Annotated in this window: 15 protein-coding genes; 8 read left to right on the top strand and 7 right to left on the bottom strand. The window is 70.0% G+C overall.

Translation table 11 applies throughout. The features are described 5' to 3' along the window. Positions 1-50 precede the first annotated feature (50 nt). From WMF31_RS05135 to WMF31_RS05150, 4 genes are all read left to right on the top strand, one after another. The gene (locus WMF31_RS05135) at positions 51-3,872 is read left to right on the top strand and encodes a DUF3857 domain-containing protein (RefSeq protein ID WP_436600854.1); all 3,822 of its coding nucleotides are present in this window, start codon (positions 51-53) and stop codon (positions 3,870-3,872) included. A 197-nt stretch (positions 3,873-4,069) separates the two neighbouring features. After that, a complete protein-coding gene (rpmI, locus tag WMF31_RS05140) occupies positions 4,070-4,267 on the top strand; it encodes a 50S ribosomal protein L35 (protein ID WP_020740309.1) in 198 nt (65 codons plus the stop codon). 27 nt (positions 4,268-4,294) lie between these two features. After that, the gene (gene rplT, locus WMF31_RS05145; protein WP_436600855.1) at positions 4,295-4,654 is read left to right on the top strand and encodes a 50S ribosomal protein L20; all 360 of its coding nucleotides are present in this window, start codon (positions 4,295-4,297) and stop codon (positions 4,652-4,654) included. 1,401 nt (positions 4,655-6,055) lie between these two features. Continuing rightward, complete coding sequence (locus WMF31_RS05150; protein ID WP_436600856.1) at positions 6,056-7,540, top strand: sigma-70 family RNA polymerase sigma factor; 1,485 nt, start codon at positions 6,056-6,058, stop codon at positions 7,538-7,540. A 156-nt stretch (positions 7,541-7,696) separates the two neighbouring features. On the opposite strand, the gene dacB is transcribed toward WMF31_RS05150, so the two are convergent. After that, positions 7,697-9,265 carry a D-alanyl-D-alanine carboxypeptidase/D-alanyl-D-alanine endopeptidase gene (gene dacB, locus WMF31_RS05155; RefSeq protein ID WP_436600857.1) on the bottom strand — a complete coding sequence of 523 codons (1,569 nt, stop codon included), beginning with the start codon at positions 9,263-9,265 and terminating at the stop codon, positions 7,697-7,699. Positions 9,266-9,416: 151 nt separating this feature from the next. On the opposite strand from dacB, the gene WMF31_RS05160 reads away from it, so the two are divergent. Further along, positions 9,417-9,935, top strand: coding sequence for a hypothetical protein (locus WMF31_RS05160; RefSeq protein WP_436600858.1), 519 nt, complete (start codon positions 9,417-9,419; stop codon positions 9,933-9,935). Beyond that, positions 9,932-10,417, top strand: a complete 486-nt coding sequence (locus WMF31_RS05165; protein ID WP_436600859.1) for a hypothetical protein — start codon at positions 9,932-9,934, stop codon at positions 10,415-10,417. The genes WMF31_RS05160 and WMF31_RS05165 overlap by 4 nt, the downstream gene beginning before the upstream one ends. A gap of 42 nt (positions 10,418-10,459) precedes the next feature. On the opposite strand, the gene WMF31_RS05170 is transcribed toward WMF31_RS05165, so the two are convergent. Next, the gene (locus tag WMF31_RS05170; RefSeq protein ID WP_436600860.1) at positions 10,460-11,368 is read right to left on the bottom strand and encodes a fumarylacetoacetate hydrolase family protein; all 909 of its coding nucleotides are present in this window, start codon (positions 11,366-11,368) and stop codon (positions 10,460-10,462) included. 453 nt (positions 11,369-11,821) lie between these two features. Between WMF31_RS05170 and WMF31_RS05175 the strand changes: the two genes are divergently transcribed. After that, the gene (locus WMF31_RS05175; RefSeq protein WP_436600861.1) at positions 11,822-13,507 is read left to right on the top strand and encodes a CTP synthase; all 1,686 of its coding nucleotides are present in this window, start codon (positions 11,822-11,824) and stop codon (positions 13,505-13,507) included. Between the two features lie 282 nt (positions 13,508-13,789). On the opposite strand, the gene WMF31_RS05180 is transcribed toward WMF31_RS05175, so the two are convergent. Continuing rightward, the gene (locus WMF31_RS05180; RefSeq protein WP_436600862.1) at positions 13,790-14,752 is read right to left on the bottom strand and encodes an acyl-CoA desaturase; all 963 of its coding nucleotides are present in this window, start codon (positions 14,750-14,752) and stop codon (positions 13,790-13,792) included. Between the two features lie 253 nt (positions 14,753-15,005). Then, the gene (locus WMF31_RS05185) at positions 15,006-15,992 is read right to left on the bottom strand and encodes a diacylglycerol/lipid kinase family protein (protein WP_436600863.1); all 987 of its coding nucleotides are present in this window, start codon (positions 15,990-15,992) and stop codon (positions 15,006-15,008) included. Between the two features lie 96 nt (positions 15,993-16,088). Between WMF31_RS05185 and WMF31_RS05190 the strand changes: the two genes are divergently transcribed. Next, on the top strand, positions 16,089-17,396 hold the full coding sequence (locus tag WMF31_RS05190) for a hypothetical protein (RefSeq protein ID WP_436600864.1): 1,308 nt from the start codon (positions 16,089-16,091) through the stop codon (positions 17,394-17,396). Positions 17,397-17,433: 37 nt separating this feature from the next. Here WMF31_RS05190 and WMF31_RS05195 read toward each other — a convergent pair whose 3' ends face one another. From WMF31_RS05195 to WMF31_RS05205, 3 genes are all read right to left on the bottom strand, one after another. Continuing rightward, complete coding sequence (locus tag WMF31_RS05195; protein ID WP_436600865.1) at positions 17,434-19,449, bottom strand: DUF6029 family protein; 2,016 nt, start codon at positions 19,447-19,449, stop codon at positions 17,434-17,436. Positions 19,450-19,530: 81 nt separating this feature from the next. Continuing rightward, complete coding sequence (locus WMF31_RS05200; protein WP_436600866.1) at positions 19,531-20,055, bottom strand: peroxiredoxin family protein; 525 nt, start codon at positions 20,053-20,055, stop codon at positions 19,531-19,533. A gap of 148 nt (positions 20,056-20,203) precedes the next feature. Next, complete coding sequence (locus WMF31_RS05205) at positions 20,204-20,866, bottom strand: TlpA family protein disulfide reductase (RefSeq protein ID WP_436600867.1); 663 nt, start codon at positions 20,864-20,866, stop codon at positions 20,204-20,206. Positions 20,867-20,981: the final 115 nt, after the last annotated feature.

Genomic DNA, 20,981 nt, shown 5'->3' on the forward strand with positions numbered 1-20,981 from the left:
AGCGAGGCTTGCGCTTGACCGACGGCTCCTGCCACGGGATAGCGCCTTGGATGCGTGACGTGCACAGCCGGACCGGGGCCCGTGAGATCGCGCTGACCCCGGGGGCGATGAGGAAGCGCTTCTCCTGCGTGCTCTCCGCGGTCGCAGCGGCGCTCGTGTGCACGACGTCGTCGAGCGGCCCGGGGGCGCGCGCCGAGCTCGGCGCGGTCCACCCCGAGGTGCTCTCGGCGCACGCCGCCGTCCGCGCGGCGAGGGGCCCGGAGGTCTACGGAGCGCTGCGTGAGCTCTGGCGCACGTGGGACCGCGCGGATCCGACGCAGGTCGAGGAGGCGATCGCGTCGATCGCGGAGAGCCGCGCGACGAGCGCGCCTGCCCGGGTCTATGCGGAGCTCCTGTCCGCGTATGCGCGCAGGCGGCGAGGCGATCTCGACGGAGCGGTCGCGAGGATCCAGAAGCTCGGCTTCATCGGCCGCTGGGCGACGATCGGCCCGTTCGACAACGAGAACAAGGGGGGCTTCGATCGCGCGTTTGGGCCCGAGGAAGAGCTCGACCAGCCGATCGCAGCGGGGCGGACGTACGACGGCAAGGCGCGGGCGGTCCGCTGGCGCGTGCCGCCCGAGGCGCCGCAGTTCGGGTGGTTCGATTTCGGCGACTACATCCGCCCGGTGGAGGGCGTGTGCGGCTACGCGACCACGTTCCTTCGCGCCAAGGCGGGGACGCGCGCGCCTCGGCCCATCTCGCTCTGGGTCGGGGCCGACGGCGCGTTCAAGCTGTTCTGGAACGGCGAGAAGGTCCTTGCCGACGCGGGATACCGCGAGCTCGACATCGATCGGTTCGCCGCGTCCGTGTCGCTGAAGCCTGGCTACAACCGCCTGACGATCAAGGTCTGCGGAGGCGCGTCGGCCCCCAAGTTCGCGCTGCGCGTCGGCGACGAGAAGGGCGCCCCAGACCTCGCTCTGGACGTGACCTCCGACCTCGGGACGCAGGTGAGGGCCCCGCAGGGCGGCGCCGCCGGCGCGGCGCGCACGGGCAAGGCGCAGGCGCGGGGGGAACGGCCCGCCGCTCCCGCTCCCGCGCGGCTCGCGGCTCGGGCGTCGGCGGTCGAGGGGCCGATGCAGGCGTTCGAGCGCGCCGCGAGCGCCGCTCGGCCGTCGCCCGCGGTCCTCGAGGCGTTCGCGCGGTACCTGATGCTCACCGGCGGCGATGCGGAAGGCGAGCACAGGGCGCGCGATCTCGCGCGTCGCTCGGCCGAGGCCACGCCGACGGTGCGCCGCTACCTGCTCGCGGGCCAGCTCTCGGAGGACAGGAACCAGCAGCGCGCGTGGATCGAGCGAGCCGCCGCGCTCGTGCGCCCTGGCCACGAGGACGTCGAGGTCCTGCTCGCCCAGGCGCGGCTCGCGCAGACGGGGCCGAACTGGCGGGAGGCAGCTCCGATCTACGAGCGCATCCTGGCCTCCGATCCCGATCACGTCGCCGCCACCCTCGGCCTCGTCGACCTCTACACGGAGGCGGGGCTGGAGCGCACCGCGCTCGCCACGCTGGAGAGCGCGCTCTCGCGCCAGCCGACCGCCGTCTCGCTGCTCCGCGCCTCGGCGGCGCAGCTCCGCGCCCTGGGGCGCGACACGGAGGCCGCCGAGATGGAGGCGCGGTACGCGTCGCTGCGCTTCGACGACTCGAGCTTCCTGCACCAGCTGGTCGACCTCGCCGTGGCGCGGCGCGATCGCGCCGGCGCGGAGCGCTGGCTGGAGCGCTTCCTCCGCAGCGAGCCTGACTCCGTCTGGGCCCGCTCCGTCGCGGCGCGCGCGTTCCGCGCGCTCGGCGAGGGCGAGCGCGCCCTCGCGGCCCACCAGCGCGCGCTCGCCATGGCGCCGGAGGACATCGGCACGCTGCGCGCCCTCTCGGATCTCTACGGCGAGCAGGGCAACCGGGAGGCGCAGCTGGAGATGCTCCAGCAGATCCTGGCCATCAGCCCCCAGGCGAAGGACGTGCGCGAGTACATCGAGCACATCGAGCCGCCGAGGCCGCGCGCGGACGAGGCCTACGCCTGGGGCCCCGAGCGCTTCCTGCCGATGCGGCGCAGCGCGGACCGGCAATACCCCAAGCGCACGCTGCGCAACCTGACGGTCACCACCGTGTTCCCGAACGGCCTCGCCAGCCGGTTCCGGCAGGTCGTGTTCCAGCCGCTCACGGACGAGGCCGCGGCGAGCGCCCGGCAGTACGCGTTCGAGTACCAGGCCGATCGGCAGACCGTGAGCCTCAGGGCCGCGAAGGTCTACCGGGCGGACGGCAAGGTTGACGGGGCGATCGAGAGCGGCGAGGCGGGCGCCAACGATCCGTCGCTCGCGATGTACACGTCGGCCCGCACGTTCTACGTCAGCTTTCCGCGGCTCAACGCCGGCGACGTCGTGGAGCTGCGCTACCGCGTCGACGACGTCAGCCCTCGCAACGAGATCGCCGACCACTTCGGGGAGATCGAGTACCTCCAGGGGGATGAGCCGATCGCCAGCAGCGAGTACGTGCTGATCACGCCGAAGACGAGGCAGTTTCACATCTTCGCGTCGAGCCTCCCCGGCCTGGTGCGCGAGACGAAGGAGGACGCCGAGCGGCGCATCTTCCGGTTCTCTGCCACCTCCGTCCCGCCCGTGGCGCCCGAGCCGGCGATGCCGCCGTGGGCCGAGATCCTCGCGCATGTCCACGTCTCGACCTTCAAGAGCTGGGACCAGGTCGGCTCCTGGTACTGGGGCCTCGCGCGAGAGCAGTTCGACGTGGACGACGAGGTGCGCAAGCGGGTGCGCGAGATCACGAGGAACCTCACCGACGACCTGAGCAAGGTCCGCGCGATCTACAAGTACGCGACCGAGACGCGCTACGTGGCGCTCGAGTTCGGCATCGAGGGGATCCGCCCGAGGAGGTGCGCGCAGACGCTCGCTCGCGGCTGGGGCGACTGCAAGGACAAGGCGACGCTGATCGTCACGATGCTGCGCGAGCTCGGCATCCCGGCGACGATCGTGCTCGTGCGCACCCGCATGCGCGGCGACATCGAGCCGGAGCCCGCGAGCCTCGCGCCGTTCGATCACGCGATCGCGTACGTGCCGTCGCTCGATCTCTACCTCGACGGGACGGCCGAGCACGCCGGCTCGACCGAGCTCCCCGTCATGGATCGCGGCGCGATGGCGCTCCAGATCAACGAGGGCAAGCCGAGGCTCGTCCGCCTCCCGGAGCCGCCGCCGGAGGCCTCCGTCGCGCGTCGGACCATCGACATCGCGCTCGGCGCCGACGGCTCTGCGCAGCTCGCGGTCGACGCCCAGGTCGCCGGTGCGTTCGCCCCGGAGTGGCGGATCCGTTACATGGCGGAGGGGACGCGCCGCGACCGGGCGGCTCGGGACCTCGCCGCGGATTTCGGCACGGTCGAGCTCGCCCCCGGGAAGGCAGGCGTCGAGGTGAACGATCTCGAGGACATCGAGCAACCGGTGAAGCTCCGGGCTCGAGGGAAAGCGGTCGCGCTCGCTCGCCGGGAGGGCGACAGCCTCTCGGTCCCGGCTGTCCCGACGCAGCGCCTCGCCGCCGAGTTCGCCTCCCTCTCGACGCGCACCCGCGACGTGATCATCCCCGCGCTCACGACGCGCGACGACGAGTGGTCCATCCGGATCCCGGCAGGTTGGCGCGTCACCAGGGCGCCGCTGCCTCAGGATGTCGACACGCCGTTCGGCAAGTTTTCCATCTCGGTCGAGCAGTCCGCGGGGAAGGTCGTCGTCCGCAGCCAGATCTCCCTGAAGAAGTCCCGGATCAAGCCGTCCGAGTACATGTCCTTCAGGGCGTTCTGCGAGACGGCGGACCGCGCCTTCGGCCAGCGGGTCGTGCTCGGCAAGTGAGCGGGCCCCCCCGGGGGTTTCCCGGGGTCACGCGGGCTCCTGCCGCGCGGGCTCGTGGGGACCACCCCGGCCTTGACAATCCCTCGCCGGCTCGCCATAAAGCGCCCCCTCTACGCATCCCTGCGGCGCAGAACAGCCTCTCCGGTGGTTCGGAGGGTGGCCGCCGGGAGCGGTAGGCATCCGGGATCGAGGGCGTCATGCCGAAGATGAAGACCAACCGCGCCGCTGCGAAGCGGTTCAAGGTGACCGGCTCTGGCCGGATTCGCCGCAGCAAGAGCGGGCTCAACCACTGCATGCAGGAGAAGAGCAAGAAGCGCCTGCGTCGCCTCCGCAAGAACGACATGGTCGACTCGGCGATGGAGAAGCGCGTCAAGCTGCTTCTTCCCTACGGCTGACCCTGGAACCGGTGAGGTAAAGCTCCGATGCCGCGCGTAAAAAGAGGGTTCAAGGCCCGTCGCCGTCGCAACCGCGTCCTCAACCAGACCGAGGGCTACTTCCTCGGCCGGAAGAACCGCTTCCGCCAGGCGGTCGAGGTTCTTCATCACGCCTGGGAATACGGCTACATCAGCCGGAAGCTCAAGAAGCGGGATTTCCGTCGCCTCTGGATTACCCGGATCAACGCCGCTGCGCGCCTCAACGGCACGACCTACTCCCGCCTCCTGAGCGGGCTCAAGAAGGCTGGAATCGGTCTCGACCGGAAGATTCTGTCCGAGATCGCGATCCACGATCCGTCATCGTTCGGTGCGGTGGCGAAGCTCGCCTCCTCCTCCGCGAAGGCGTGACGGATCCCGGCGACCGTCATGGGGCCGCCGAGCGACGAGGCGTCGTTCGGCGAGCCTCCGAGGTTGCCTTACATCAGCCCCCCTACAGATCCACGCTCCGGTTGTTCTTACAGCAGGAGCACTGCTGCGGAGAGCGCGCAGGTCCTCCTGTGAGGTGCCCGTTGATCGTGGGAACGTGCCGCGGCGCGTACGGCTGAGCACAAGGTGCGCTGACCCCGGTTGCTGGTGAGGCAGATCGGTGCCAGCCAGATGCGCAGTGTGCAGTTCCTGCGCACCTTGTTGCGCATCTTTGAGGGGGCCCCATGACCCCGTCGCCAGGGTCAGATGGGACCCAGCTCCAGGATCTTCGCAGTGGGTCAGATGAACGCTCGCTGAGGGAATTCAGCCAAGCCCTGATGGCCTCAGGGGTCTTCCCGTCCGTCTCTCACGAACTCGAGTCCTGCCCCGAGCGCCAGCGAATCCGGTATAACTGCTGGAATTTCCGGAATTTTCCCAGCGATCTCTCGCAAAAATATGGTTCTCCGCCTTTCGCCGTCGGGTGAGGGCTCGACATCGCCGTCGGGAGGCCCAGGTTCAGGAGACATCGAAGCACACCGAGAGAGCGGCCTCAGCGGCGCGGTCCAGCCCCGTACGTGCCGGAAAGCATAGCGGATCCTCTTGCCTATGCTGCGGGAGCGGCCCCACCAAGCCGTCGGAGACCAGCGAATTCGAGGTGCCCTCGAGGAGGACAGGTTGCCGATGCTGTTGCGTCCCAGAAAGCGTACCCAGCCATGCAGTTCGGCTCGGTCGCGGCGAAACGTTTCGCTCGATGCGACGCGGACCGGGCCTCCCGCTCTACATACCGCACCTACACGGGGCTCTCAAACAGGAGAAGGCGAAACGCAAGCCAAAAGAGGCACTGTTCTTGCTTCTGGAGGGAGGCTGCCGCAGGGAGCTGGCTCAAGAGCATCGTCCTCGAAGAGCAGACCCGCCTCGGGTGGGAAGAGTTCGACCGGAATCAAAAGAGAGCGCCAGCAGTTGCCAGCTTCAACGGGGGCTCCTTCGGTCAGCTCCCGCTCCCTGGTGAGCTCGAAATCGTCTCGCCTACCCTCCAAAGGTGGCGCGGCATTTCAATCTCGCAATGTCAGCCGTTTAGAAGTGAACGCCGGAACAAAGACCAAGATGAGCACGTCGACCGCCCGCCGTCCAGAAGCCGCGCGGAGAAACGCAAAGGCCTCCGCTGTAGGTACCTCTGCGCGGCTTGCGGCATCCAAGAGCTCGCAGGGGGCCGGGGCAGCACCGGCTCCTCGGCGGGCGGCATCGCAGACCGTCAATCCGGGGGTCTCCGAGGTCGAGGACTTCGGGGAGAGCCAGTCGCCGCGCTCGCACGTTCAAGGAGCTACCACCGTGGAGGGAGCCGCCATGAGGTCGACCAAGAGCAACGCCACTGTGATGAAGGGCGACCCGCTCGCTCAGGGTGGGATGGCCACGCCGGAACTCGCAGCCGTCGGCCTCCTGGAGGACGAGCAGGCGGAGGAGACGGTCGTGCGACCGCGCCCGGCGGAGATCCTCGATGAGGATCGGGCGGCTGACTTCATCGATCTGGATCTCGGATCCATCGAGCGCCTGCCTCAGCCTGAACGGGCGAGGACCCAGGATCGGGAGCTGAAGGACGTCGAGGACGGGGGCGGCGACTCGATGCTCGCGCGCTACTTCCGCGACATGGCGCTCCACCCGGTCATGGGACCGGACGAGGAGCTCGACACCGCGCGGGCGGTGGAGCGCACCGAGGTGGAGCACTGGGTGGCGTTGCTCTCGTACCTGCCTGCCGCCGAGCATATCCTGACCGCGCTCGAGGAGGATGTCGCCAAGGCGGGCGAGGACGAGGTGAAGGCTCCGCAGATCACGGAGCTGCAGAAGCTCGTGCGCCTGGCGAAGAAGCAGAAGGGAAAGCTCCTGCCCGAGCAGGAGAAGCCGTGGACCCAGCTCTCCGAGGAGCTCGCCGCCGCCGTGCGCCTGCCGGACTCGGATCGCCTCTGGATGGCGCGCGCCTTCAACATCGCGCGCGACCTCGTGCGTGAGCCGGACTTCGAGGACGACGTGAGCGATCCGGAGGAGACCCGGCCCTCGCGGCCGAGGCTCCCCATGTCCAGCTCCTACCGGCGCTACCTCGATCGGGTCGAGCGGAGCTTCCAGGCGCAGCACGATGCGAAGAACCGCTTCGTGAAGGCGAACCTGCGGCTCGTCGTCTCGATCGCGCGCCGCTACAACCGCGGGCGTCTGCCGCTCATCGACCTGATCCAGGAGGGCAACATCGGGCTGATGAAGGCGGTCGAGCGCTTCGACCACAGCCGTGGCTACCGCTTCTCGACCTACGCCTCCTGGTGGATCCGGCACGCGATCAGCCGCGCCCTGGCCGACAAGGGGCGCGCCGTGCGCATCCCGGTTCACATGCTCGACACGTACAACCGCGTCGCGCGTGCGACCCAGGCGATCATCGCGCGCACCGGCCACGAGCCGACGATCGAGGAGCTCGAGAAGGAGACCGGGGTCCCGCGAGAGAAGCTCGACAAGGTGAAGGACTTCTACGCGGAGACGCCCTTCTCCCTCGATCGCCCGGTCGGCGACGAGGACGGGCGAAAGTTCATCGATTTCCTCCAGGAGGAGAACGCGCTGTCGCCGTTCGATCACCTGGCGAACAGGAAGTGGAGCGACGAGGTCCGCCGGCTCCTCACCACGCTCACGCCGATCGAGTCGCGGATCATCCGCTGGCGCTTCGGCCTGGACGATGAGGACGAGCTCACGCTGAAGGAGATCGGCGACAAGTACAACCTGTCGCGCGAGCGCATCCGCCAGCTCCAGGAGCAGGCGCTCGGCAAGATCCGCAAGCAGATGCGCGACTACTGAGCGACCGACCGGCGGGTGCAACGATCCGGCCGCGCAGCGTCATGCTGCGCGGCCGCGCTGCTCGAGCTGCCTGAGCTGCGCCGCGTGGCGCGCGAAGCGGCGAGGGGCAGGCGGGAGCTCATCGGGGGGCGACCAGGCCCCCGGGTGTCGCTCACTTCAGCGCGGCCGCGCACCCTTCCAGAGCTCTTCGGCGAGCGCCTCGACAACGTCGTCGATCGCCGCTCGCGTGGGCGCGATCTTTCCTCGAACGTCGGACGCCAGCACGGAGAAGGCGATCGTAGATCGGCCGGGCGGCGGCAGGATGTAGCCGGACAGGGCCGTGACCGAGGCGAGGGTCCCCGTCTTCGCGCGGATGGCGCGCTCCTTCGACCAGGCTCGGAAGCGGCCGCGCAGGGTCCCGTCCACGCCGCCGATCGCGAGCTGCGCGGTGAAATCGGCGCCGAGCGCTGGATCGAGGAAGGCGGCGCGGAGCAGCCTGACGATGGCCCGCGGCGACGCGCGGGCGGCGTCGAACAGGCCGGAGCCGTTCCTCAGGACGACGCCCTCCTCGAAGGCGCCGATCTCGCCGAGGGTCTCGCCGACCAGCTCCGCGGCGGCCTCGGCCGTGCCTGGGCGCCCGCGCTTCACTGCGGCGAGCGTCTTGAAGATCGTCTCCGCGTAGAAGTTGTCGCTGTCCTTCCCGAGCGGGGAGAGCAGATTGCCGAGACGCGCCGAGCGGTGGGCCACGAGGAGTCGCTTCTGATGCTCGCCGCCCAGCCGCACCTCACCGGAGACCTCGACGCCGGCCTCCTGCAGCATCTCCTTGAGCGCGTACGCCACGACCAGGCGGGGATCATCGACGCGCCTCGCCGCGCTCACCGTGCGGCCGCCCTCGGGGATGTGTCCGCTGAGGTGAACGATGAGGCGCTGCCCGCTGGGCTCGAGCCGGATCCCGATCTTCTCCGGTGTGCCGCGCTTCGCGGTGCTCACGCTGCCGCGGAGCTCCGCGAAGCCTGGGGGATCGATCGCGATCGAGGCGGCCTGGCCCGCCTTCGACGGGCGCATCGTGAAGAGCACGGTGTTCGCGTTCAGCGAGGCTGCCGCGACGGGGGCGCGGAAGGCCGCCCATTCCTCCGGCTGCTGCTCGAAGGCGGGGGGCACGTAGCGCGCATCGAAGAAGCTCTGGTCGACAGCGATCGCCCCGACCCTCCGGACGCCGGCCGCGCGCAGGTCGCGCGCCATGTCCCAGAGATCCCGGGTCCTGAGCGAGGGATCGCCCGAGCCGCGGAGCACGAGCTCGGGGACAGCGCCGCTCGACGCCTTGCCGTAGAGGCCGGTCAGGTAGCGATAGCTCGGGCCGAGCAGGCGCAGCGCTGCCGCCGCCGTGAACAGCTTCGCGTTGGACGCGGGATTGTACAGGCCGTGCTCATCGAACGCGGCGAGGGTCGCTCCGCTGGCGACGTCGACCGCGAGCACGCCGACCCGTCCCCCCCAGCGGCGCACGTCGGCCGTGAGCTTCTCGAGCGGCTTCCGAACGCGGGGGGCTGCCTCGATCCTCGCGGGACCGGACGCCGCGGAGGTCGGCGCGGGCGCGCTCGAGGCCTGGGGCGCTCCCTGCATCCCAGCGTCGGTCGAGCGCGCTGCTGCGCCGGTGCCGCCCTCGGCCGGCTGCGAGCCACCTGGGCGGGCCAGGGTCGACGAGAGAACGAGCGCGACCGCGAAGACGGCACGGGGATGTCGAGGCATGGCGGCCCTCCCGCTGTACAATGTCTTCGCCGCGAGCGCCTCATCGGGGTGTGGTCGGGCGTCGGGGCATGCTCGTAGTTGTCCTCGCAAAGGGGAGCTTGCTAGGGTGCGCGCAGCCAGTTTTTCACGCTCTGTTCGAAGGGAGGACATCGTGTCCCAGCAGCATTCGACCCGCGTGCTCTTGCCGCTCCTCATCCTCGCGGCCACAGCTTGCTCGGGCGCCAAGCCCAAGCAGGCAGGGGAAGACTACAACTTCGATCAGGCGTTCTCCGAGGAGTCCCCGCCCGCCGAGGCGGACACCTCCGGCGCCGAGGCGAGCGCGCCCGAGGCCAAGGACGGCAGCGGCGGGCTCAACGCCGACCAGAAGAAGCAGATGGAGATCGCGCTGCGGCGGGGGGGTGAGAAGGCGGCGAACTGCTCCGAGGTCGTTCCCAACGCGCCGACCGGTGAGGGGGAGGTCAAGGTCGTGTTCGACGGCCAGAAGGGACGCGTGACCGACGTGCTGGTCGGGCCGCCCTTCGCAGGGACGCCTGCGGAAGCGTGCGTCAAGCGCGCCTTCGTCGGAGAGATCGTGCTGCCGTTCGACGGGGATCCCCTCGAGGTCCCGTACACCGTGAAGCTGCCGCCCAAGAAATCCGGCTCCGCCGCTTCCAGCACGAAGGCGCCGTGAAGAGCGTCGCCCTCGCCCTCGCCTCTGCGCTCGCCCTGACCGCGGCATCCGCCGGCGCCGAGGAGCCGGGGGCGCCCAAGCGGTATCCGCCGTCCTCGGCGCGCGCGAAGGTCATCGTCGGCGGGGCGGCTGTCACAGCGCTCGCCTACGGCGGAGCGTTCATCGCTGCGTCCTCGTGGCCGGAGGTGCCCGGATCCAGCGAGCTGAAGATCCCGATCGCGGGGCCCTGGCTCGCGCTCGCCAAGAACGACTGCGCTCCTGACGAGCCGGACTGCGGTTACAAGCTGTACGTGCGTGGCGCGCTCATCGTCCTCGACGGGCTCGCGCAGCTCGCTGGCCTCGCGCTCATCGGCGAGGGCATCTTCATGACCACGGAGGCGCGCTCGGCCCAGCCGCCTGCGAGGCCCCTCTCGCTGCAGGTGCGGCCGGCGCCCGTGGTCACCGCGACCGGCATGGGCGTCGGCCTCGTCGGCACCTTCTGAAGGGCGGCGCGCCCTGGCTCGCGCGCGGTGCGCCGGCGCGGATCAGCGGCGGCGCCACGGCGGCGCCTCGGGACCACGGACCGGCCTGCCGGCGAGCCATCCGATGCGCTCGATCATCAGCTCCACGCTGGCGCCGTACGGCACGCGCTGTCCAGCGCTCCCGGCGCTCCCGTCGAGGACCCGGCCTGCGCCGATCACGTCGCCCGCGCGCAGCTCGATCTGCGCGCTGATGCACGCGAGCGATTCCGTCAGCGAGAACGTCCACTCGCCGACGCGAGAGCCGACGCGCGCCTCGGCGTCGACGCGGATGCAGGTCCGCAGCACCTCGACCGGGCCAAGCTCGTCGGGCGTGACGAGCACCGGGCCGAGCTGCGTCGCGAAGTCCTTCGCCTCCGACGTCGGCCGCCCGCGCGCTTGCGCCCGGGCCTCCAGCTCGCGCGCCGTCCAGTCGTTCATCACGGTGTAGCCGGCGATCGCGCGCTCCGCCTCCTCCGGGGTGGCGCGGCGCAGATCCTCGCAGAGGAGCGCCGCCAGGTTCAGCTCGTAGTCGGGCTCGTCCTCCAGCGCGGGGAATGGGATCGTCGCGGCGTGTCCGAGCAGCGCGCGGCTGTTGCCGAACCGGTACCAGGGGCGCTCCTCGTCGTGCGCGTACGGGCCAAGCTGGACGTAGGCTGCGCGATCCGTGGCGCAGGGGGGCAGCCAGAGGAAGGTCCCCGGCTGGAGCTCTGCCGATCCGGGGCGATCTCCGCTGAGCAGCCGCTCATCCAGCGCGTGCAGTCCGGCACAACGGAGCGCCACCACGCGCGTATGGAAATCGGACACGCCGGGGAGGTCCGCGAGCTTCGTTGCGAAGTGGCGCTCGAGCTCCGCGACGTCGTAGAGCGCTCCGTCGCGCTCCAGCGCGACGATCGGGGTGGACGTCGTGAGCTGGAACACGTGGGCGATTCTCATGGCACGGCAGGATCGTGCGGGGAACCGCTGGAGCGTACCATTCCGCTGCGCCGGCGCCCTCTGGTCCGCGGGATCTCGGGGCCCGGTGCCGGGCGACGTGCCGGCGCCTGATCCGCGGGCCGGGCCCGGCTCGGGACATCCGGATGGCCCTTTGCATTGACGCGCCTGGAGAGCGGCCTAGAATGCCGGCGGATTCAGAGCGGCATCACGTCGCGCAGGCTTGCCCCGGGCCCATCCGGCTGCTGACGAGCTCGTACGGCAGGTCAGGTTCTGTTGCCGGTGTGGGATCTCCCTCGCGGGGGGATCCTCCGGCTGCGGTCCTGTTGACGGGGCCGTGCGGCTCGGAAGCCTGGCAAGGCTTTGCCGTGGATTGCCGAACCTCGGCGGCCTCACGTTTTGCGCGCTGATCGAGGAACTGGTACCAGGCGCGCACACGGCGCGGAGCGATGGGTCATGAGCAAGCGGACCAAATTCGTCTTCGTCACAGGCGGAGTCGTATCGTCGATCGGCAAGGGACTGGCTGCGGCCTCGATCGGGGCGCTGATGGAGTCCCGTGGGCTGAAGGTCACCCACCTCAAGCTGGACCCGTACATCAATGTCGATCCCGGCACGATGTCCCCCTACCAGCACGGCGAGGTCTTCGTCACGGATGACGGCGCGGAGACCGACCTGGATCTCGGGCACTACGAGCGGTTCACGCTCGCCCGGATGACGAGGCAGAACAACTTCACCACCGGCCGCGTCTACGAGGCGGTCATCTCGAAGGAGCGCCGAGGTGAGTACCTCGGCGCGACGGTGCAGGTGATCCCGCACGTGACGGACGAGATCAAGCTGCGCATCCGCTCCGCCGCGGACGGGGCCGACGTGGCCATCGTCGAGGTCGGCGGCACCGTGGGCGACATCGAGTCGCTCCCGTTCATCGAGGCGATTCGCCAGCTCAAGGTCGAGTCGGGCGCGCAGAACGCGATCTCGGTGCACGTCACGCTCGTGCCGTTCATCGCGACGGCAGGCGAGCTGAAGACCAAGCCGACGCAGCACTCGGTGAAGGAGATGCGCGCGATCGGCATCCAGCCGGACATCCTCCTTTGCCGCTGCGATCGGCCGCTCCCGCGCAGCATGAAGGAGAAGATCTCCCTCTTCTCGAACGTCGCCGTGGACTGCGTGATCGCGGCCGTGGACGTCGACTGCATCTACGAGCTCCCGCTCGTCCTCCACGCCGAGGGGATCGACGAGAAGATCACGGAGCTGCTGAACATCTGGGCGAGGCAGCCGGATCTGTCGTCGTGGCAGCGCATCGTCGAGCGGTTCAAGAAGCCGTCACGCGGGGTCGTGAAGATCGGCGTCGTCGGCAAGTACGTGCACCTGCGCGACTCGTACAAGTCGCTCCACGAGGCGCTCGTCCACGGCGGGCTCCACAACGACGTCCGGGTCGAGCTCGAGTACATCGACTCGGAGCAGATCGAGGCGCGTGGCGCGCCTGAGCTCCTGTCGAACCTCGACGCGATCCTGGTGCCCGGCGGCTTCGGCGACCGCGGGACCGAGGGGAAGATCGAGGCCATCCGGTACGCGCGCGAGGAGAAGATCCCGTTCTTCGGGATCTGCCTGGGCATGCAGCTCGCGGTGGTCGAGTTCGCTCGGCACGTCTGCGGCATGACAGGGGCGAACTCCGTGGAGTTCGATCGCAACGCCGACTACCCGGTCATCGATCTGATGCCCGACCAGAAGGGGGTCGTCGAGAAAGGCGGGACGATGCGCCTCGGCGCGTACCCGTGCGTGCTGGAGAAGGGCTCGCTCGCCGCGGAGGCGTACGGGCAGACGAGCATCAGCGAGCGGCACCGGCACCGGTACGAGGTGGCCAACAAGTACCGCGAGGCGATGGCGCAGAAGGGGCTCGTCCTGTCCGGGATGTCGCCGGACCAGCGCCTCGTCGAGATGATCGAGCTGCGCGAGCACCCCTACTTCGTGGGCTGCCAGTTCCACCCCGAGTTCAAGAGCCGGCCTCAAAACGCCCACCCGCTCTTCGCGCACTTCGTGCGCGCCGGCCTGGAGCGCCAGCGCGAGCGCAGCAAGGCCGAGAAGCCGAAGCCCGGCGATTCCGCCACCGCCCACACCCAGCAGGCTGCCTCGTCCGTCAACTGAGCTCGGTCTGACGACGCCGCGAGCGGCCCGAGCCAGGGCGAGCGAGCGAGGAATACTGCAGTATCCCGAGCGAGCTCGACCGAGGGATCGGGTCGCGTTGGGGCTCATCATGCAGAGCCTGGGCTCCTCGGGGGGATCCCACCGGGGAGCCCTTGTCGTCGGTTGCGGCCGCATGCGTGCGGCGCCGGCGATGGCCGCCCCGCCGTCCGGCGCAGGCTGCCACGGACGAAGGCCGCCATGCGGCGTCCGTCCGTGGCGGCGTTGATGCTGGATGCTGGGGGATCAGACGTCGCCGAGGTTCGGCTGACCCAGGGGCGGGGCTTCGACGGGCTTCGCGGGCGCGGGCTGAGGGGCGAGCAGCGGGCAACGCTCGCCGACCTCCTTGATCAGGTTCTTCCGCAGCACGTGCGCCGGCGGGGTTCGGAGCTCCCAGATCAGGCCGAGCTTCTCCATCCCGCGCAGGATGTAGAAGCTGACGTCGATCTCCCACCAGAAGAAGCCCTGGTTCGCGCTGCTCATGTAGTGGTGATGGTTGTTGTGCCAGCCCTCGCCGAGCGTGATCAGCGCGAGCCAGAAGTTGTTCCGGCTCGTGTCGGTCGTCGCGTAACGCCGCGATCCGAACACGTGCGAGAGGGAGTTGATCGTGAACGTGCCGTGCATGAGCGCGCACGTCGAGACGACGTAGCCCCACAGGAACGCGTCGTAGCCGCCCACCAGGAAGAGCAGCGCGATCATGCCGAGCGGCCCGATCACGTGGAAGCGATCCAGCCAGCGGAGCTCGGGGAACCCCGCGAAGTCAGGGATGCGCTTCAAATCGACCTGCTCGTGCTCACGGCCGAGCCACCAGCCGATGTGCGCGTACCAGAACCCCTTGCGGATCGGGCTGTGGACGTCGCGCTCGGTGTCCGAGTACTTGTGGTGGACGCGGTGCGTTCCTCCCCACCACAGCGGGCCCTTCTGGGTCGCGGTGGTCCCGAGCAGCGCGAGCAGGAACTGCAGGCCGCGGCTCGTCTTGTAGCTCCGATGCGAGAAGTACCGGTGGTAGACCGCCGTGATCGCGAACATCCGGATGAAGTACGTGGCCGCAGCGAGCGCCACGAGCTTCCACGTGGCGCCGCGGACGATGGCGACCACGGTGCCCACGTGGATCGCGACGATTCCCAGCACGTTGAAGTACTGGCTCAGCCCCGGGCGGGGCTTCGGTACGACGACTCGCGTCGGGCTGGATGCAGGAGCTTGCGTCATGGTTTCCAAGGTGGGTGGAGCATCGAGCATGCCCGTCACTGAGGTTCACGACGCCGGTCATGATTCCGTCATGCAGCGCGGCGCCCGGCGCGCAGGCGGGGGAGCCGCGCTCGGGGGGCTCACCTCCGGGGTCTGCGTTCCGGCAAGCTCCCCTTTTGTGGCTCGCCTGCACTTCAGCCCTTCCGGTAAGCGCCCAGCGGGCAGCACCACCCGCGAGCCGCTCGGGCGCAACGTGGCCGACGAGCGTGGGAGCTCAGGCGCGCGACAGGACGTCGATGGCCGGTCCGGCGGAAACTCGGACCTCCGAGGCCCGAAGGGGATCTCCGTCGAGGATGTACGGGCCTTCTCCGAGCGAGGTCGCGCTGGCCGGGACGCTGAAGCGGACCGTGAAATCACGGACAAGGTCGTCAAAATGATGCTTGCCGCCGATCCGCCGGCCCGCGAGGACGAGCGGGGCCCGCGGCCCGAGCTCCCGGGGGGACAGGGCGCTGGCCACGAGGTGCGGGCGCGCGAGGTCCTCTCCAGCCCGGTAGGTGACCCGCATGTGAATGCCGAGGTCGTGCACCACCGACGCGCAGACGAGCGACCAGGCACGGGGGGCGAGCTGTCTCCCCTCCACGTCGATCGTGCACGGCAGCGGATCGAGGACGCGACGCGCATACGCGCCGCCGTAGAAGGACTCCACGAAGACCCGCGCCACGATGCGCGCGGCGGCGCCGTATCCGTCGCCTCCGCGCTCGTAGTAGACGTCGAAGAAGCTGGCGACGAGCCCGGTGCCGAAGATGAAGCCGATGCGCTCCTCCACGCCGCCACGCGCGGTCGCTCGCACGCGCAGGGTGGGCCGACGAACGACCCCTGGGATGGCGGTGCCGCTCCGGCGGCCGCGAAGCCCGCGGACGATGCGCTCGAGGAGCGCGGCGGGATCGCCGGACATGCCCCAGTTCCGAGCGACGGTGGCCACGGTTCCGCCTGGCAGCAAGGCGAGCGGCGGCAAGTCGCCCTCGCCGAAGGCGCGGGCGAGGGCCGTGACCCCCGCCATGAAGCTGCCGTCGCCGCCGGAGAGCGCGACGAGATCCGTGCCCCGCCGGGCGATGCGCTCGCACACCTCGCCGAGCTCCGCGACGCTCGAGGTCGGGTGAAGCTCCGCCGCGCCGGCGCAGGCAGCCGCCATGCGATCGATGAGCGAGCCCCCCGTCCGGTACCGGCGCGCGCTGGTGTTGGCGATGACGTCGATACGCATGGTGCCGGAATGAGAGCGCGCCGTATAGAACGGATTCCCGTGGTGGTCGAGTCGAAGGGGCTTCGATCGCGAACTTCGGCGCGGTAAGAGGCGCCCATGCACCGCGCGCTCTCCGCGTCGCTCCTCGCCGGCCTCCTCTCGCTCTCCGCGATCCTCGGCTGCGCGAGATCCGCGTCCGTGCGCGCGGCCGAGGCGGGCAGCCTCGACGAGCTGCGCCGTGCCCTGAGCGACGAGCTGCGCCGCGGCGCGCTCGACACCGACGATGCGCGCGCGATCGCGCGCGCGGTGGCGGCGGGCGAGATCTCGCGCGCGGCGCCGCCGTCCGGCGTCGATCGACTGCGCGAGCTCCGGACGTGCGCGCGTCACCTGGAGGATGTGCTCGACGAGCGCGCCGCGGGCTCGGACGTCGTCGCGACCGCCGCCGCGACGATCCTCTTCGAGGCGGGCCTCACCGAGGCGGAGCGCGTGAGGCGGTACGTCGCCGAGCGGAGGTCCGCCCCGAGCGCCGCGCTCCGCGCGCTCGAGGCGCGGGCCCTCGTGGCGGCCGAGGACGGCGCGGCGCGCCGCGCGCGGATGCTCGACGGAGATCAGGACGTGCGCGTCTCGGCGCTCCGCGCTGCGATCGCCGCGGCGGACCCGCGCGATCGCGAGGCGCTGCTCGAAGCCGCCCGCCTCGACCCGTACCCGCTCGCGCGCACGCTCGCCATCCGCGCAGCCGGCGCGCTCGGCGGCGACGCGGTCGTGCTGGCCCTGCGGGACGTCTGGGGCCTCTCGGATGAGCCGGGGCGCGAGGCGATCGCCGAGGCGTGGGCGGCGCCGCGCGCGATCGACGCGGGCGGGCGCGCGCAGCTGCTCTGGGCGATCTCCACCCAGCGCGGCGCGCCCGCGATCGCCGCCGCGCGCGCGCTGGTGCGCGCCGGAGGCGCCGGCGCCGGGGAGGCGATCTCCTTCCTCCTCGACGCGATCCGCTACAGCCAGAGCCGAGACCGCGTGTACGCCATCCTCTCTGCGCCCATCGAGGATCCCGCGGTGCGGGTGGCGCTCACCGAGGCGCAGCGCGATCCGGAGGAGGCCGTGGCCTTCGCCGCCCACGCCCGCTACGTCGAGGCCTCCCCGCGGATCGCCGCGCGCGAGCGCGCCGCTGCGGTCGCCTGGATGACGAGGCTCGCCTCGGGGACATCGACGCGCGCGGTGCGCGCCCGGAGCGTGCTTGCCCGCGCGAACGTGCGGGCGGCCGTGCCGCTCCTGGCGCGCGACGTCCGAGCCCACGAGGCTCCGGTGCGCGAGGCGGCCGGGGTCGGCATGGTCGATCTCGGCGAGATCCCGCGCGCCGCCCTGCTCCTCGCCGATCCCGACCCCCGGGTGAGGAGCTCGGTGGCCTGCGCCATCCTCGGCGCGTCCTGACGGCAGCCGGCGGCCCGCGCGGGGCGCGCACCCTGGATCAGAACCTCGAGACGAGCTCGAGCCGCGCGCCCTCGAACGGCGGGAAGAACCGGCACACGCCCGACACGCAGCGCAACCCCCCGCGCCGCTGGCCCACGAAGAGCTGCACCGTGTCGACGACCTGATCGAGCGCGGTCCTGCGCGATCCAGATTTCCACTGCAGGCCCCCGTTGAAGAAATGGCAGAGCTCGTCCCCCTTGCCGGGCTCGCACCCGGGCTGGGACGTGTACTCGTGCCCGAACACCGCGGCGATGTGCGGCGACCACTGGAGCGCAAGGTAATTGTCCCCTTCGACCCAGGACGACTCGAAGTTTTCCGGCCTGTAGCGGCGGCGGCTGTTGCCCTGCGCCTGGAGCGAGAACGCGCCGGCGAGGTGCTTCACGATGTCATAACGAACATAGCCCTCACCATAGAAGAGGTGACCGGTGTCGGCCTCGTCGGACTGCCGAGCTCCAGCCCACGCGCGCACGTGCGAGCGGCCACGATCGAAATCAATCTCGGTGCCTGCCGCGGCGTCCCAGGTGTCGGTCCGGTTCGCGTCATCCGTCTTGCAATCGTAGTTCGCCTGGCGCTCCGAGAAGCTCACGTAATGCCCGAGCCAGGCGTAGATGGCCGCGCTCCGGTTGAAGCGGTAGTCGACGCGCCCGCGCCCGCCCGTGACACAGAGGTTCGGCGCCCCGATCGGCTCGACGTAGATGGGCTCTGCCGTCGGAGGTTGATTGTAGGCGACGCCCTCGAACTCCGGCGCATTGAACCCCGGGTTCGAGAGCACGGAGACATCGATGTTGGCCGAGAGGGGAAAGAATCGCCGGTAGTGCTTCCCTTCCACGGAGACGGCCAGCGGACCGCCTCGCGCGTTCGCCGCCAGGTACACGGCGTAGCCGGACACGTCCTCCATCGGTACGTCGTCACGATCGAGGTGACCATCACGGAGCTGCTGACCAGCCACCTCGACGTAGAGATCGCCACGCTCCGCGATGGACGGAATACTGAGCGATCCGCTGAAGGTGCGGATCGTGTTGTGTTGCCGCGCGGGGTTCGCGCTGATGACATTGAACTCCGGGAACTCGCCTCCGCACAGGCGGCGAGCTGCCTGCTGATCCGCGCCGTGCTCCCTCAAGCATCGGTTGAACTCCTCGGTGTACGACTCGCGCAGGAGCAGCGCGCCGTTCGCCGCGAGCTCGACGCCCTTCACCGCCACCTCCAGGCGTCCGCCGAGCACGGTGTCCTCGAGGTAATTCGGCCGCGCCTCTTCGATCACCGTGCGGGGGCGAGGGTTCCCCTGCGCGTCCACCGTCGTCTCCCTCGTGATCAGGTCATCGGCGCCGGGGAACCCGAAGAAGAGCGGCGACCCCTCGCCATGCAGCCGCCTGCCGCTCGCGTCGTCCACGCGCAGCGGGTTCATCTGACCGGCGAAGGCGGTGGCCTCGATCCTGAACAGCTGGAAGTCCCGGTCGAGCACGAGCCTTCCGCCCCTCACGGTCGTGTCGATGGCGAGCTCGTCCAGCTTGCGGACGCTGAAGACGAGGCCGCGTCCGAGCTGGGCGTAGAAGTCACCGACCGTGGCCTCCACGTTCGACTGGGTGTAGGTGAGCCAGAGCTTCGCCGGGTAGACCGTCGTCCGGTACCGGGAATGGAGCTCACGCGCCGCGTCGTCCAGCTCGAACAGGACCTCGTCGTTCAGGACCTTCTGCTGGAGCTCGAGGCTCGTCGCCGAGGGCCTGGCCACGTAGAAAGAGGCGTTGAGCCGCGTCCCGAGCTGCAGGCGCCACCAGTTGATCTGGGCGTCCAGCCGATCGAGGAGCTCTCCGTAGTTGTCGTCGAGATAGCGCGACGGGTAGCGGCGGTCGTCGTTGCGATTGTCGAAGTGGTAGCTGGCGGTCGCGGTGTTCACGACGTCGATCGACATCGGTTCACCGCCGACATTCGGGAGCTCGACGGCCGCGGCCGGGCAGGCCGTGACGAGGAGCGCTGCGGCGAGGCAGGGACGGACGGCTTGAAGCGGGCTGCGCACCTCGAGCTTCCTACCACGGTCCTCGGACCGCGCAGCGACCAAGCTGCTCGTCGGGGCGCGGGCCGGGGCGGGCCCCCTCCGCTACTCGTCGAGCGCCCGCTCGATCTCCTGGGCGAGCACGACCTCGTCTCCAGGCTGATACCCGCCGCGCTTGTGGAGGATCGAGCCGTCCTTGCCGATGAGCACGGAGAACGGGAGCTCGCGCTTCGGATTGTACCTGGCGGCCACGGTCGTCTCCTCATCGAGCAGCACGGGAAAGATCATCTCCCTGTCGTGGACGGTGCTGCTCACCTGCGCGCGGGACTCCGGTCCGTCGAGCGATACGGCGAGGACGACGAACCCTCTGTCCTTGTGCTTCTTGTAGAGCTCGACGAGGTGGGGCATCTCCGCCAGGCACGGATCGCACGTGGTCGACCAGAAGTCGATCAGGACGACGTTCTTGCCGGCGTAATCCGAGAGCCGGACGGTCCTGCCGTCGAGGGCGGGGAGCGAGAAATCAGGCGCCGGGCTCGACGTGCGTGCGCCGGGGGCTGCTCCGCACGAGGTGGCGGCGAGGCTGAGGGCGGTGATCGCCAGCGAGAGCGCGCAGCGGATGGTTCGGGTCATCGGTCGCTTCCGTATCGAAAGGGTCGGCGTGTGGGGCCGACCGGTGTGTGGGCATCAACGTCATGGGCGCTTCGCGTCGCGCCCGGGCACGGGCTCCCGCGCGGGCGCGCCGCCGGCGCCCAGGCGACGCACCCACGTGGCGGTTCGTTCAGAGCTCGTCGCTCAGGATCTTCTCGAAGGTACGCCAGAAGCTGCTGTTCTCCTCGGGCACGCCGGCGACGATCTCCATGATGGTCATGTCCCGCGTTCTGACGATCATGTTCGCGGGGAAGGCGTCCGCCTGGAACAGCGCGCCGAGCTTGTACGTGGGGTCGATCGCCGATGGGTACCGGACCTCATACTGGGTCGTCCATTTATACAGGTCGCGCGGCACCGCCGGCTCGCCTGGAGTCCTTCCGTCCGCGAGCTGGACCAGAAATTCGCCGCCGAGCGGCTGATACTTCCTGTAGAGCCTGGGCAGGACCGACTCCGCCTCGATCTTGCACGGTAAGCACCATACGGACGAGACGTCGATCAGCAGCGCCTTCGGCTTCGGCTCGCCGGCGCCGTAAGGCGAACCCTCAGGGAAGACATCCGTCCCGGTCGGGTTGTAAAAATCGGCGAGCTGAATCGCCTGCATCGTCTCATTGTATTCCGCGGCGTTGGCGTACCCGACGAACTGATAGTTCGCGATCACCCGGCCGAGCCCGACCCCATAGGGGCCCGCGGGGTAACGAGCAGCGTTGGCCGCGGGCTGTCCCGTCCCTTCGGGGAAACCAGGGGCTGGTATGGGATCCTCTCCCGCGCAGCCCACGAGACTCAGGGCTGCCACGATGCCTGGCCCCATCCAACCGAGAACCGCGTCCATTCGCATGATGCCACCGCCTGAAGTATGGTGTAGTAGTGCTCATTCTTCTGGGCGGCACGGGAGGCGTCAAGGGCAACCT

Source organism: Sorangium sp. So ce1036, assembly GCF_051369805.1.
GTDB lineage: Bacteria > Myxococcota_A > Polyangia > Polyangiales > Polyangiaceae > Sorangium > Sorangium cellulosum_F.

Coding starts and splice junctions, on each gene's coding strand:
- WMF31_RS05135 (WP_436600854.1), top strand. CDS start 51: ATGCGTGACGTGCACAGCCGGACCGGGGCCCGTGAGATCGCGCTGACC.
- WMF31_RS05200 (WP_436600866.1), bottom strand. CDS start 20,055: ATGACCCGAACCATCCGCTGCGCGCTCTCGCTGGCGATCACCGCCCTC.
- WMF31_RS05185 (WP_436600863.1), bottom strand. CDS start 15,992: ATGCGTATCGACGTCATCGCCAACACCAGCGCGCGCCGGTACCGGACG.
- WMF31_RS05170 (WP_436600860.1), bottom strand. CDS start 11,368: ATGAGAATCGCCCACGTGTTCCAGCTCACGACGTCCACCCCGATCGTC.
- rpmI (WP_020740309.1), top strand. CDS start 4,070: ATGCCGAAGATGAAGACCAACCGCGCCGCTGCGAAGCGGTTCAAGGTG.
- WMF31_RS05175 (WP_436600861.1), top strand. CDS start 11,822: ATGAGCAAGCGGACCAAATTCGTCTTCGTCACAGGCGGAGTCGTATCG.
- WMF31_RS05150 (WP_436600856.1), top strand. CDS start 6,056: ATGAGGTCGACCAAGAGCAACGCCACTGTGATGAAGGGCGACCCGCTC.
- rplT (WP_436600855.1), top strand. CDS start 4,295: ATGCCGCGCGTAAAAAGAGGGTTCAAGGCCCGTCGCCGTCGCAACCGC.
- dacB (WP_436600857.1), bottom strand. CDS start 9,265: ATGCCTCGACATCCCCGTGCCGTCTTCGCGGTCGCGCTCGTTCTCTCG.
- WMF31_RS05180 (WP_436600862.1), bottom strand. CDS start 14,752: ATGACGCAAGCTCCTGCATCCAGCCCGACGCGAGTCGTCGTACCGAAG.
- WMF31_RS05190 (WP_436600864.1), top strand. CDS start 16,089: ATGCACCGCGCGCTCTCCGCGTCGCTCCTCGCCGGCCTCCTCTCGCTC.